11 protein-coding genes are annotated in these 12,726 nt (G+C 73.5%); all 11 read right to left on the bottom strand.

What is annotated here, in order from left to right; all coding sequences use genetic code 11:
- Positions 1-14: 14 nt before the first annotated feature.
- Positions 15-1,076 (bottom strand): SCO2583 family membrane protein, encoded by a 1,062-nt coding sequence (locus tag ACWEMJ_RS01640; RefSeq protein WP_452134909.1) that lies wholly within the window; start codon positions 1,074-1,076, stop codon positions 15-17.
- An 84-nt stretch (positions 1,077-1,160) separates the two neighbouring features.
- A complete protein-coding gene (locus tag ACWEMJ_RS01635; RefSeq protein WP_452134908.1) occupies positions 1,161-1,718 on the bottom strand; it encodes an SCO2584 family spore wall biosynthesis protein in 558 nt (185 codons plus the stop codon).
- Positions 1,719-1,791: 73 nt separating this feature from the next.
- Positions 1,792-3,099, bottom strand: coding sequence for a glutamate-5-semialdehyde dehydrogenase (locus ACWEMJ_RS01630; RefSeq protein ID WP_452134907.1), 1,308 nt, complete (start codon positions 3,097-3,099; stop codon positions 1,792-1,794).
- An 84-nt stretch (positions 3,100-3,183) separates the two neighbouring features.
- Positions 3,184-3,636, bottom strand: coding sequence for a hypothetical protein (locus ACWEMJ_RS01625; RefSeq protein ID WP_452134906.1), 453 nt, complete (start codon positions 3,634-3,636; stop codon positions 3,184-3,186).
- 80 nt (positions 3,637-3,716) lie between these two features.
- Positions 3,717-4,853 carry a glutamate 5-kinase gene (proB, locus tag ACWEMJ_RS01620; protein ID WP_452134905.1) on the bottom strand — a complete coding sequence of 379 codons (1,137 nt, stop codon included), beginning with the start codon at positions 4,851-4,853 and terminating at the stop codon, positions 3,717-3,719.
- A gap of 197 nt (positions 4,854-5,050) precedes the next feature.
- Positions 5,051-6,511 (bottom strand): GTPase ObgE, encoded by a 1,461-nt coding sequence (gene obgE, locus ACWEMJ_RS01615; protein ID WP_452134904.1) that lies wholly within the window; start codon positions 6,509-6,511, stop codon positions 5,051-5,053.
- Between the two features lie 103 nt (positions 6,512-6,614).
- Positions 6,615-6,872 carry a 50S ribosomal protein L27 gene (gene rpmA / locus ACWEMJ_RS01610; protein ID WP_014135732.1) on the bottom strand — a complete coding sequence of 86 codons (258 nt, stop codon included), beginning with the start codon at positions 6,870-6,872 and terminating at the stop codon, positions 6,615-6,617.
- A gap of 39 nt (positions 6,873-6,911) precedes the next feature.
- The gene (gene rplU / locus ACWEMJ_RS01605; RefSeq protein WP_035862741.1) at positions 6,912-7,229 is read right to left on the bottom strand and encodes a 50S ribosomal protein L21; all 318 of its coding nucleotides are present in this window, start codon (positions 7,227-7,229) and stop codon (positions 6,912-6,914) included.
- Between the two features lie 225 nt (positions 7,230-7,454).
- On the bottom strand, positions 7,455-10,742 hold the full coding sequence (locus ACWEMJ_RS01600) for an Rne/Rng family ribonuclease (protein WP_452134903.1): 3,288 nt from the start codon (positions 10,740-10,742) through the stop codon (positions 7,455-7,457).
- Positions 10,743-11,105: 363 nt separating this feature from the next.
- On the bottom strand, positions 11,106-11,879 hold the full coding sequence (locus ACWEMJ_RS01595; RefSeq protein WP_452134902.1) for a TIGR03936 family radical SAM-associated protein: 774 nt from the start codon (positions 11,877-11,879) through the stop codon (positions 11,106-11,108).
- Between the two features lie 133 nt (positions 11,880-12,012).
- Complete coding sequence (locus ACWEMJ_RS01590) at positions 12,013-12,633, bottom strand: hypothetical protein (RefSeq protein WP_452134901.1); 621 nt, start codon at positions 12,631-12,633, stop codon at positions 12,013-12,015.
- Positions 12,634-12,726: the final 93 nt, after the last annotated feature.

The following is a 12,726-nucleotide window of genomic DNA, read 5'->3' as shown; positions in this document are numbered from 1 at the left end:
CCTGCGGCAGGCGCTCAGCCGGTGATCGGCCCGAGCACTCCGCAGCTCTGCCAGGCCGGCCGACTGTGGTCGGCCGGGTTCACGGCGGGCGGGGTGCTCGGGTTCACGCCGCCCGCCGTGGCCAGCACGGGCTGCAGGTAGTCGCTCTGCACGGCGCCGCACGCGGTGGGCCCGGCCTGGACGGCGGAGTCGACCACCCGGACGCGTCCGGCGTCCAGGTCGGCCCGGTCGACCTCGATGCGGACCTCGCGGCGCACCGCGTACAGGGTCACCGAGGGGTCGCTGGTGGTGCCGGCCGGGCGCAGCGCGTAGATCAGGGTGTGGTCGGCGGTGATCTCCAGCGTGCCGGAGTCGAGTTCGCCGACCTGGACGCTTCCGGCGACCTTCACGGTGTCGGTGGCCAGCGCGACCTGCCCGGGATCGAAGCGCACCATCCACCCGGTGGCGGCGTGGTGCTGGTCGTCGCGCGGCGCGTCGACGCTGTCGTCGTACTGGGCGAGCTCGCCGGTGGTGAGCAGCGCGCGGACCTGGCCGGTCTCGTTGGCGGTCAGCGTGGCGGGGGCCAGCTCGGAGACCACCAGGTAGTGCTCGGCGGCGTCCAGGGCGCGCTGCACGTCGGTCCCGCCGAAGTGCGCGGTGGACGAGGCGGCCGGCATGCCGAAGCCGGCCCGGCCGTCGGCGTAACCGGGCGGCAGCGCGGCGAACGGGTGGACGGGGTCGCGGACGGCCCCGACCGTGCCGGACGGGCTGAGCGGGGCGACGGCGACGGTCAGCTGGGCGCCGCTGGGCGGGGCGACCTGGCCGTGCGGGGAGCTGACGCCGAAGTAGACGGCCGCGGCGAACGCCATCGTCACCAGCAGCAACAGGATCACGGCCTGCCGGGGCAGCGACCCGAACCAGCCCCAGCCGCGCATCCGGGTGGCCCGGCCGAACGCGCCGGCCAGCCGCTCCTGCGCGGACAGCTCCTGGATCCGGGCAGCCTTCACGAACGATTCGTCGAAGACGACGGACCGGAATTCGTCATCGTTCGAGCCGTCGTCGGGCGTGCCCCCGGGAGGCTCGCGCCGGTCACCCATGACACCAGGGTAGGCTCGCGGGCCGCCCGCGACGAGGGGCGGGCGGGTAACGGGACCGGCACGGCGGGTGAGCCGCGCGGCCCGTCAGCCTGCGGGAACGGGCACCGTCACGGAGGGCGTCGCACCGGGGCTGCTGGTGCCGCTGGCCGGCCGGGCGGGCGACTCGGGGGCGCTGCCGACGCCCCGGTACACGGCGGCGACGGCCAGCGCGACCACGCCGATGCCCATCACCACGGCCAGCACCCACGCCACCGGCCGGTGCCAGCGCTGCTGGGCGACCGTGCCGCCGCGCAGCGGGTCGAAGGCCCGCAGCCGGGAGCGGCGGAACCGCCGGTGCTGCCGGTCGCCGCCCGACCACGGGTCGGGGTAGAAGCGGTCCTCGTCCAGCCCACCGGGCAGCGGGCGCAGTTCGAGCGGCAGCACCTCGCTCCCGGCGGTGAACTCGTAGCTCCGGGCCGCACCGGCCTGATCCGGCTCGAACCTGGTCTCGGCGGCGGCGAGTTGCCGCTCCCGGGCGCTCGGCTCGTGCACGGCGGCGGAGCGGACGAAGCTCTCGTCGAAGACCACGGTGGCGAACTCGTCGTCCGCACCACCGTGGTCGGCGCCGTCGGAGTACGGCGAGCCCCCCACATCCTCAGCCACGGATTCAATGTATTACCGGCCGGGGCGTTTGTCTGTGGGTCGGGCCGATCGGGTCTGTAACGCTCCCGGTCGCTCAGCCGCCGACGGTCTGCCGGGCCTCGCCGCGCACGTGGCCGTCGCCGGTGACGATGTACTTGGTGCTGGTCAGTTCCGGCAGGCCCATCGGGCCGCGGGCGTGCAGCTTCTGGGTGGAGATGCCGATCTCCGCGCCGAAACCGAATTCGCTCCCGTCGGTGAACCGCGTCGAGGCGTTGACGGCCACGGTGGTGGAGTCGACGAGCTGGGTGAACCGGCGGGCGGCGGCCTGCGAGGTGGTGACGATCGCCTCGGTGTGGCCGGAGGACCAGCGGCGGATGTGCTCCACGGCGGCGTCCAGCGAGGGCACCACGGCGGCCGCCAGGTCCAGCGACAGGTACTCGGCGCCCCAGTCCTCCTCGGTCGCCGGGACGGCCGTCACGCCGGTGCCCTCGGCGGCCTTCAGCACCGCGTCGTCACCGTGCACGGTGACGCCCGCCTCGGCCAGCGCGGCCAGCGCGAGCGGCAGGAAGGCGTCCGCGACGTCCTGGTGCACCAGCAGGGTCTCGGCGGCGTTGCAGACGCTGACCCGCTGTGCCTTGGAGTTGAGCAGCACGCCGACGGCCATCGCCAGGTCGGTCTGCGCGTCCACGTACACGTGGCAGTTGCCGGTGCCGGTCTCGATCACGGGGACGGTGGAGCCCTCCACCACGGTGCGGATCAGCGAGGCGCCGCCGCGCGGGATCAGCACGTCGACCAGGCCGCGGGCGCGCATCAGCTGCTGCACCGACTCGCGGCTCTCCCCCGGCACCAGCTGGATCACGTCGGCCGGCAGGCCCGCCCCGGCGACCGCCGTGCGCAGCACCTCCACCAGCGCCGTGTTGGAGCGGTACGCGGAGCCGGAGCCGCGCAGCAGCACCGCGTTGCCGGACTTCAGGCACAGCGCGGCGGCGTCCACCGTGACGTTCGGCCGGGCCTCGTAGATGATGCCGACCACGCCGAGCGGCACCCGCACCTGGCGCACGTCCAGCCCGTTCGGCAGGGTGTAGCCGCGCACCACCTCGCCCACCGGGTCGGGCAGGCCGACCACGCTGCGCACGTCGGCGGCGATCGCGGCGATCCGCTCCTCGGTGAGCGTCAGCCGGTCGATCACCGACTCGGCGGTGCCGGCCTCGCGGGCCCGGGCGACGTCCTCGGCGTTCGCGGCGGTGATCTCCCCTGCCCGGGCGACCAGCGCGTCCGCGATCGCCAGCAGCGCGGCGTCCTTCACCGAACGCGGCACTGGCGCCAGGGCGGCGGCCGCCTCCCGAGCACGGCGCGCGGCGGCGAGGACGGGGCTGTCGGCGGTGGCGGTGAGGTCGCTCATGGCCCCCAGCCTAGCGAGACACCCGCCCCGCCCCGGCGCGTATTTCGCCCGCTGAGACACCCCTGCGGGCCCGGCCTGCGCACGTCAGTACGGGTACACCCCGCCCAGCTGCGGCGGCGGACCGCCGAAGCCCTCCGCGACCCGCTTGTGGTACGTCGGACGGTCGACCACCTCCAGGCCGACGATCTCCCACGCCGGGAGCTTCGCGCTGGCCTTGTGCTCGCCCCACAGCCGCAGCGCGATCGCCGCCGCGTCGTGCAGGTCCCGCGCCTCCTCCCAGTACCGGAGCTCTGCGTGGTCGGCGGCGTAGCGGGCCGTCAGGAAGAACGAATGGTCGTGGGCCAGCTTCTCCAGCGACGCCCGCAGCTCGGGCAACGGCGCCGCCGCCCCGGCCACACTCAGCACCACGTGCCACAGCCGGCCCTGCTCCGGCTCCCGCACGTCCTCCTGCTCCTCGACGCCCCGGCCGCCCTCGATGCTGGTGAGCCGCCGCTCGGGCTTCTGCCCCGGCAGCGCTTCCTCCCGCCTGCGAACCACCGGCGGCCTCCCATTCAGCGTGTCGCGCGGGCCCCCCGGCCCGCTGCTCCCACCCCCCGTACCGGCCCCGCCGCCCGCGCTCAGCCGCGCAGCACGACCAGGTCGTCGCGGTGGACGACCTCGCGTTCGTACGCGGCACCGAGCTCCTGGGCCAGTTCTCGGGTGGACCGGCCGAGCAGACGGGGCAACTCCCTCGCATCAAAGTTGACCAGTCCGCGGGCGACGATGTGACCGTTTTCGCCAAGAAGGTCGACCGGATCACCCGCGACGAACTCCCCGTCCACCCCGGTCACCCCGGCCGGCAGCAGCGACTTCCCGCCGTGCACCACGGCCGCCACCGCCCCCTCGTCCAGGGTCAGCGCGCCGCGCGGCGAGGACGCGTGCTCCAGCCACAACAGCCGGTCCGCCGAGCGGCTGCCGGTCCGCAGGAACAGCGTGCCGGTGGGCCGCCCGGCCAGTGCGTCGGCCGCCTGGCTGGCCGCCGTCAGCACCACCGGGATGCCCGCGCCGGTGGCGATCCGGGCCGCCTCCACCTTGGTCACCATGCCGCCGGTCCCGACGCCCGCCCTGCCGGCGCTGCCGACCTCCACGCCCGCCAGGTCCTCGGGGCCGCGCACCACGTCCAGCCGGCTGCTGCCGGGCTTCGCCGGATCCCCGTCGTACAGGCCGTCCACATCGGACAGCAGCACCAGCAGGTCCGCCCGCACCAGGTGCGCCACCAGCGCCGCCAGCCGGTCGTTGTCGCCGAACCGGATCTCCGCGGTGGCCACCGTGTCGTTCTCGTTGACGATCGGCATCGCACCCATCGTCAGCAGCTGCTCCAACGTCCGGAACGCGTTGCGGTAGTGGGCGCGCCGACTCGCGTCCTCCGCGGTCAGCAGCACCTGCCCGACCCGCACCCCGTACCGCGCGAACGACGCCGTGTACCGGGCCACCAGCAGCCCCTGCCCGACGCTGGCCGCCGCCTGCTGCCGGGCCAGGTCCTTGGGCCGCTTCTCCAGCCCGAGCGGCGCCAGCCCGGCCGCGATCGCCCCGGACGAGACCAGCACGATCTCCGGCGTGCCCTGCCCCTTCCGCGCCTTCGCCAACGCGTCCACCAACGCGTCCACCCGGTCCGCGTCCAACCCCCCGGCCGCCGTCGTCAACGACGACGAACCGACCTTCACCACGATCCGCCGCGCCGAAACGACCTCCTCGCGGAGCAACTGATCCACCATCAGTCCGACCTTCCCGACACGACGTCCTGTACGCCCGAAATGTAGCGACCCGACTCGCCGCTCACGAAATCCGGGGACGGGTGGGAAGCACCACCAGGGGCGCGGGGAACGGCGCGCGGCGGAAGGCCTCCACCAGCAAGATCGCGAAGCACGACATTCACCTGCACGTGTTCGCGACCTTGCTGACGTGCGCTCCTTTACTGCTCCAACTGCTCTCGGCCAGAGCTGAGCGCCTCGAAGTCCAGGAACTCCTGCTCCGCCGCGTCCCGCCCGCGCTGCTTCTCCCGCCGCCGGTCGACCGCCGGCCGCTGGGTCTCGAAGCGGTGGTCCTCGCCGCGGCGGCCGAGCATCTCCGCGCCGGCGGCCATCGTCGGCTCCCAGTCGAAGACGACCGCGTTCTCGTCGGGCCCGATGATGACGGTGTCGCCCTCCTTCGCGCCGACCTTCCACAGCTCCTGCTCGACGCCGAGCCGGGCCAGCCGGTCGGCCAGGTAGCCGACGGCCTCGTCGTTGGCGAAGTCGGTCTGCCGGACCCAGCGCTCGGGCTTGCCGCCGCGGATGCGGTACGCGCCGTCCTCCTCCTCGATGGTGAAGCCGGCGTCGTCCACGGCGGTCGGCCGGATGACGATGCGGGTGTTCTCCTGTGCCGGCTTGGCGGCGCGTGCGGTGGAGACGATCTCGGCCAGGGCGTAGGAGAGTTCGCGCAGGCCCTTGTGGGCGACCGCGGAGACCTCGAAGACCCGGTAGCCGCGCTCTTCGAGGGAGGCGCGGGTGAGGTCGGCGATGTCCTGGCCGTCGGGGACGTCGATCTTGTTGAGGGCGACCAGTCGCGGCCGGTCCTCCAGGCCGCCGTACTGGGCGAGCTCGTCCTCGATGGTCTCCAGGTCGGTGAGCGGGTCGCGGCCCGGCTCCAGGGTGGCGCAGTCGAGGACGTGGACGAGCACCTCGCAGCGCTCGACGTGGCGGAGGAACTCCAGGCCGAGGCCCTTGCCCTGGCTGGCGCCGGGGATCAGGCCGGGCACGTCGGCGATCGTGTAGACGGTCGAACCGGCGGTCACCACACCGAGGTTGGGGACGAGCGTGGTGAACGGGTAGTCGGCGATCTTCGGCTTCGCGGCGGAGAGCACCGAGATCAGCGAGGACTTGCCGGCGCTCGGGTAGCCGACCAGCGCGACGTCGGCGACGGACTTGAGCTCCATCACGATGTCGCGGGCCTCGCCGGGCTCGCCGAGCAGCGCGAAGCCGGGGGCCTTGCGGCGGGCGGAGGCCAGCGCGGCGTTGCCGAGGCCGCCGCGGCCGCCCTGGGCGGCGACGAAGGTGGTGCCGTGGCCGACCAGGTCGGCGAGCACGTTGCCCTTGCGGTCGAGCACCACGGTGCCGTCGGGGACGGGCAGCACGAGGTTCTGGCCGTCCGCGCCGGTGCGGTGGCCGCCCGCGCCGGGCTTGCCGTTGGTGGCCTTGCGCTTCGGCGAGTGGTGGTACTCGAGCAGGGTGGTGACCTGCGAGTCCACCACCAGCGTCACCGAGCCGCCCTCGCCGCCGTTGCCCCCGTCGGGGCCGCCGAGCGGCTTGAACTTCTCGCGGTGCACGGAGGCGCAGCCGTGGCCTCCGTTACCCGCGGCGACGTGCAGTTCGACGCGGTCCACGAAGGTGGTCATGTGTCTGCCTCCAGTGCGAAGAAGAAAAGTGGTCCTGCTGGTAAAGCACGAAGGGTGGGCCCGGATAGTCCCGGCCCACCCTTCACAGCGAGTCTGTACAGACTCAGGCCTCGACGGCCACGATGTTGACGACCTTGCGGCCGCGACGGTTGCCGAACTGGACGGCACCGGCGGTCAGCGCGAACAGGGTGTCGTCGCCGCCACGGCCGACGTTCGCACCCGGGTGGAAGTGGGTGCCACGCTGGCGGACGATGATCTCGCCGGCGGAGACGACCTGACCGCCGAAGCGCTTCACGCCGAGGCGCTGGGCGTTCGAGTCACGACCGTTGCGAGTGGAACTCGCACCCTTCTTGTGTGCCATCTGGCTATCCCCTTTCTAGGAAGACCGCAGTAAGTGTGATTACTTGCTGACCGAGTCGATGCTGGTGATGCGCACCGCGGTGTACTTCTGGCGGTGGCCCTGACGACGGCGGTAGCCGGTCTTGTTCTTGTAGCGCAGGATGACGATCTTGTCGCCCTTGGTCTGGTCGACGACCTCGGCGTGAGCCTTCACGCCACCGAGCACCCACGGGTCGGAGGTGACGGACTCACCGTCGACGACGAGGATGGTCGAGAGCTCGACCGAGTCACCCGGCTTGGCTTCGATACGGTCGATCTCCAGCACGTCGCCCACGGCGACCTTGTGCTGGCGGCCGCCGGCGCGAACGATCGCGTACATGCGGTACCTACTTTCCTAACTCGGTCGGAACTCCGGATGCCAGCCGCCTGGGTATGGACACAGGCTGCCTCCCCCGGAAAGTGCCGAAAATCGGCCCCGACCGGGAGGTGAGATGCTCAGGAGCATGGCGTCAACACGCCGAGGGTCAAGAATACGGACCTGTCCATCCGAAGACAAACCGGGCCGTACGAAGGGCCGGGACCCGAGGTCCCGGCCCTTCGTGGCTCACTCTGCGGCGCCGTCACCTTCGGCGGCCGCGGCCTTCTTGGCCGCCGCGCTGGTCCGCTTGGTGGCGGTCTTGCGGGCGGTGGTCTTCTTGGCGGCCGTGGCGGTGGTCTTCTTCGCCGCGGTCTTCTTGGCCGTGGTGGTCTTCTTCGCCGCGGTGGTCTTGGCGGCCGTCTTGCGGGCGGCCCGCTTCTTCGGCGCCGGCTCCTCGGTCTCGACCGCCACGGCGACCTCGGCCTCGGGCTCCACTGCGGCGACGGCCTCGGCGGCCACCTCGGCGGCGGTCTCGGCGACCGACTGCTCCGCGGACTTCTCCGCGGCGCTCAGCGCGGCCTCCATCGCGGCCTCGGCACGGGCCTGCAGCACCACGATCTCGGGCTCGCCGGACGCCCCGGCCGGAGCGGTGGCCTTGCGCACGGCCCGGCGCCGCGGCCGGGCCGGAGCGGCGGTGGCCACCGGCTCCTCGACCGCGACCGGCTCGACGACCGGCTCGGCCGCCACCGGCTCCGCGACCACGACGGGCTCGACGATCTCCTCGACCTCGACCTCGGCGGCAGCCTCGACCGGGGCCTCGATCGGCTCCGGCTCCTCGACGATCTCGACCGTCTCGACGGTCTCCGCCTCGGCCTGCCCGGCCCCGCCGCGGCCCCGACGGCGGCGCTTGCCGCCGCCCTCGCCCGCCGCCGTACCCGCGCCGGTGGTGCTCGCGGCACCGCCGCCGTGGCTGTGCGGCTGGTCCATGTGGACGATCACGCCGCGGCCGTTGCAGTGCACGCAGGGCTCGGAGAAGGACTCCAGCAGGCCCTGGCCGACCCGCTTGCGGGTCATCTGGACCAGGCCGAGCGAGGTGACCTCGGCCACCTGGTGCTTGGTGCGGTCGCGGCCCAGGCACTCCAGCAGGCGGCGCAGCACCAGGTCGCGGTTGGACTCCAGCACCATGTCGATGAAGTCGATCACGATGATGCCGCCGAGGTCGCGCAGCCGCAGCTGGCGGACGATCTCCTCGGCCGCCTCGATGTTGTTGCGGGTGACGGTCTCTTCGAGGTTGCCGCCCTGGCCGACGAACTTGCCGGTGTTGACGTCGATGACGACCATCGCCTCGGTCCGGTCGATCACCAGCGAACCGCCGGAGGGCAGCCAGACCTTGCGGTCCAGCGCCTTCATCAGCTGCTCGTCGATCCTGTACGTGGCGAACACGTCGACGTCCGAGGTCCACTTCTGCAGGCGCTCGGTGAGGTCGGGGGCGACGTTGGAGACGTAGTCGTGGATGGTGTTCCAGGCGTCCGTGCCGCTGACGATGACCTTGGTGAAGTCCTCGTTGAAGATGTCGCGGACCACGCGCACCGTCATATCGGGCTCGCCGTAGAGCAGCGCCGGGGCGTTGCCGGTGGCGGCCTTCTTCTGGATCTCCTCCCACTGCGTCTGCAGCCGCTGGACGTCGCGGGTCAGCTCCTCCTCGGAGGCGCCCTCGGCGGCGGTGCGGACGATCACGCCCGCGTCGTCCGGGACGATCTTCTTGAGGATCTGCTTGAGGCGGGCCCGCTCGTTCTCCGGCAGCTTGCGGGAGATGCCGGTCATCGAGCCCTCGGGCACGTACACCAGGTAGCGACCGGGCAGCGAGATCTGGCTGGTCAGGCGGGCGCCCTTGTGGCCGATCGGGTCCTTGGAGACCTGCACCAGCACGGACTGGCCGGACTTCAGCACCGACTCGATCCGGCGCGGGCCGCTGTGGCCGCCGAGCGCGCCGAAGTTGACCTCGCCGGCGTACAGCACGGCGTTGCGGCCCTTGCCGATGTCGACGAACGCGGCCTCCATGGACGGCAGCACGTTCTGCACCTTGCCCAGGTACACGTTGCCGACGTACGAGGTGGCCTGCTCCTTGTTGACGTAGTGCTCGACCAGCACGCCGTCCTCGAGCACGCCGATCTGGGTGCGGGCGCCGGTCTGGCGCACCACCATGACCCGCTCGACGGACTCGCGGCGGGCCAGGAACTCGGCCTCGGTGATGATCGGCACCCGGCGGCGGCCCAGCTCGCGGCCCTCGCGGCGGCGCTGCTTCTTGGCCTCCAGGCGGGTGGAGCCCTTGATGGACTGCACCTCGTCCGGGTCGAACGCGGGCTCGGTGGAGCGGCGGCGCGGCTCGCGGACCTTCACCACGGTGCGCACGCCGTCCTCGGTGGTCTCGCCGGCGTCGGCGCCGCCCTCACCGCTGCGGCGGCGACGGCGACGACGGCGGCGCGAGGAGGACAGGCCGGCGGCCAGGTCGTCCTCGTGGTCCTCGTCCTCGTCGTGGGCGTCCTGCGCCTCGGGCTCCTCGTGGGCGTCCTCGGCGTCGGTCTCGACGGTCTCGGCGCTCTCGGCCTCGCCCGCGTCCTCGGCGTCACCGCGACGGCGGCGACGGCCGCCACGGCGGCGGCGGCGGGACGGGCGGCCGTCCTCCTCCCACTCCGACTCCTGCTCCGGGCCGGTGGCGGGCGCCTCGACCTCGGCCGGGGCCTCGGCCTTCACCGGCGGGGCGGCCTTCACCGGCTCCGCGGCCTTGGCGGGCTGCTGAGCGGCCTTGCCGCCCCTGCCGCCCTTCGCGGGCTGCTGGACGCGCACCTGGGTGCGCACCCGGCGACGGCGGCCGACGCCGCTGTACTCGAACTCGTCGTCCTGCTCGGCCTCGTCCTGCGGCGCGGCGGCCTGGGCCGGCTCGGCCTTGGCGGCGGGCGCGGCAGCGGCGGGGGCGGTGTAGGAGGCGGGCTCCTGGAACACCGGCGCCTGGAAGATCGCGGTGGACGGACGGACGGCGCGGCGGCGGGCCCGCGGCGGCTCGGCGGCCGGCGGCTCCTCGACCACGGGCTCCTCGGCGACCGGCTCTTCGACGGCCGCGGGCTCCTCGACGACGGCCTCCTCGGCCGCCACGGGGCTCTGGGCGGGCGCGGAGACGCGCTTGCGCGCCCGGCGGGCACGCGCGGGCTTCTCCTCCGCGGCAGGCTCCTCGACAACCGGCTCGGCCTGCGTCTCGACGACCGGCTCAGCGGCGGCAGTGGTGGTCTCCGGCGCACCGGCCGGGGCCTCGGCCCGCTTGCGGGTACGCCGGGCCCGGACGGGCTTCTCGGCGGCCGGCGGCTCCTCGGCGCTCGCCGGGGCGGCGACGACGGTCTCGGCGCTCTCGCTCGCGGCCCCCTGCGGGGAGCCGGCCGGGCGGGAGACCGCCCGGCGACGGCGGCGCGGCGGCGCGGCGGAGGCGCCGTCGTCGGTGTGGTCGGCCGCAGCGGACTGCGGTTCGGTGTTTTCGAGCATGCGGGTGTGTCTCCCGTCAGGCCCCCGGGCTCCGCATCCGGGCACGACGTACCACCGCATTCACCAGCCGGCCGCGCCTTTCGGGCGGTTCCGGCTCCCACGGTGCCGTCGTGCGGACGCGAGGCCGCACAGGGGCTCGTAGTCTCGCTCGACCCCCGCAGGGCGCGGGGAGTCGAAAAGTCTTCTGGTCTGACCAGTCTTCTCAGTTTTCAAGCGGCCCGGCCGAGGGTGGCCTGGCCTGCGCGCGACGACGCTCGCTCCCCTGGGGAGCCGCGGAGGCCGGGGAGCCGCAGGCCCGGAGCTGAACTCCGTGCCTGCGCTCCCGCCCACTCGGCGGACGGCGGATGCGCGCGGCGGGGCGGCCTACCGGCCGACCTCGGCCGCGGCGCGGTCGAGCGCCAGCGGGTCGGTCACCGTGCCGGTCTGCTCGTCGAGCGGCCCCTGCGCCAGCCTGGTCACCTCTGCGGGGACCGGCGGCGCGAGGTCGGCCGTCGAACGGAGACCGGACAATACGTCGTCGGGTCGTACGGCGGGTGTGGCGTGTCGTACTACCAGGCGCAGTATCGCACAGGGAGCACCCGTACGAACATCGTCCGCACCTTGGGTGAGTGTGTCGTCACCGATCCCGACCTGCACGGAGCCCTCCGGCACCACGTCGAGGGCGGCGACGGCGGCGCGCGCGTCGAAGGTGCGCAGGCCGTTCTTGGTCATCCGCTGCACCTCGACCGCCTCGGCGGCCAGGAACGCGGCGGCGGCCCGCTCGGCCTCGGCCGGCTCCACGCCGGGCAGGCGCAGCAGCCACTCGGAGGCCTCCAGGCGCTCCACGAAGTTGCTGGTGCGGACCTCGACGGCGTCGGTGACGTCCAGACCGGGCGGCAGCGACTCGTCGAGTTGGCGGCGCAGGGCCTCTGGGTCGCGAGCCTCGGCGAGGCCGATCTCCAGGTACTCGGCCTCGCTGGCGGTGCCGGTGGGGGCGGCGTTCGCGTAGGAGACCTTCGGGTGCGGGGTGAAGCCCGCGGAGTAGGCCATCGGGACGGCCGAGCGGCGGAGCGCGCGCTCGAACGCCCGCTGGAAGTCCCGGTGGCTGGTGAAGCGCAGACGGCCGCGCTTGGTGTAGCGCAGACGGATGCGCTGCACCGTGGGCGCGGGCGGCGGACCGTCGGGCGTGCGGCGTGCCAGGGAGCTCAGTCCTTCGTCAGTGTGTCCCCGTCCGGCCTCGCACCGCTTGCGGCTCCGGCCGAACTCTGTCGTTCCAAGGGTACGCGGTGCCTCAGCCCAGCAGTGTCCGGCGTACCTCCCGGGCGACCCGGCGGATCTCCGCCTTGACCGGCCACCACACCTGGCGGCGCACCCAGCGGCACGGACGCACCACCGTGAACCGCCAGATCCGGCCGCCGAGCCGCCAGGCCCACCGGAACGCCAGCCACAGCGCGCGCAGCACCGGGAACAGCACCGGCCGCCACAGCCCGTAGTAGAAGCCCTTGCCGAGCGGCACCAGGATCCACCGCCACGCCGCCCGGACGGGCACCGCCACCAGGTACCAGGCCAGCCAGGAGACCACCCTGCCGAACCCGACGGCGACCGCCCGCACCCCGCGCCCGATCGGTGCCAGCACCCAGCGCCACAGCCACTCCAGCACCGGTCGCACCACCCAACGCCACAGCCGGCGCAGCGGTATGACGACCAGCCACCTCAACAGCGGTTCCAGCACGTACCGCCACAGCAACCGCAGCGGCCACACCAGCACCTTGTCGCACACCCACCCGACCCCGCGGGCGATCAGCACGACCAACTCCCACAGCAGCCGCAGCGGAACCACCACCGCCACCACCACCGGCCGCACCACGGCCACCAAACACCCGCCGCCGCCCTGCTGTTGCTGCTGCTGCACCGCTGCCACTCCCCGTCCGAACGATCGACCGATGGTAGACCGACCCGATCGTCCGACCCAGCGCGAAGCCCCCGCCGCAACGCGTGCGACGGG

The sequence above is a fragment of the Kitasatospora sp. NPDC004531 genome (assembly GCF_053602195.1).
Note: the sequence above shows the minus strand (reverse complement) of the source record. Positions and strands in the feature narration are given on the sequence as shown.

What these genes read in the sequence shown, in the direction of transcription:
- ACWEMJ_RS01640 (WP_452134909.1), bottom strand. Translation starts at nt 1,076, where the DNA reads ATGGGTGACCGGCGCGAGCCTCCCGGGGGCACGCCCGACGACGGCTCG.
- ACWEMJ_RS01630 (WP_452134907.1), bottom strand. Translation starts at nt 3,099, where the DNA reads ATGAGCGACCTCACCGCCACCGCCGACAGCCCCGTCCTCGCCGCCGCG.
- ACWEMJ_RS01600 (WP_452134903.1), bottom strand. Translation starts at nt 10,742, where the DNA reads ATGCTCGAAAACACCGAACCGCAGTCCGCTGCGGCCGACCACACCGAC.
- obgE (WP_452134904.1), bottom strand. Translation starts at nt 6,511, where the DNA reads ATGACCACCTTCGTGGACCGCGTCGAACTGCACGTCGCCGCGGGTAAC.
- rpmA (WP_014135732.1), bottom strand. Translation starts at nt 6,872, where the DNA reads ATGGCACACAAGAAGGGTGCGAGTTCCACTCGCAACGGTCGTGACTCG.
- proB (WP_452134905.1), bottom strand. Translation starts at nt 4,853, where the DNA reads ATGGTGGATCAGTTGCTCCGCGAGGAGGTCGTTTCGGCGCGGCGGATC.
- rplU (WP_035862741.1), bottom strand. Translation starts at nt 7,229, where the DNA reads ATGTACGCGATCGTTCGCGCCGGCGGCCGCCAGCACAAGGTCGCCGTG.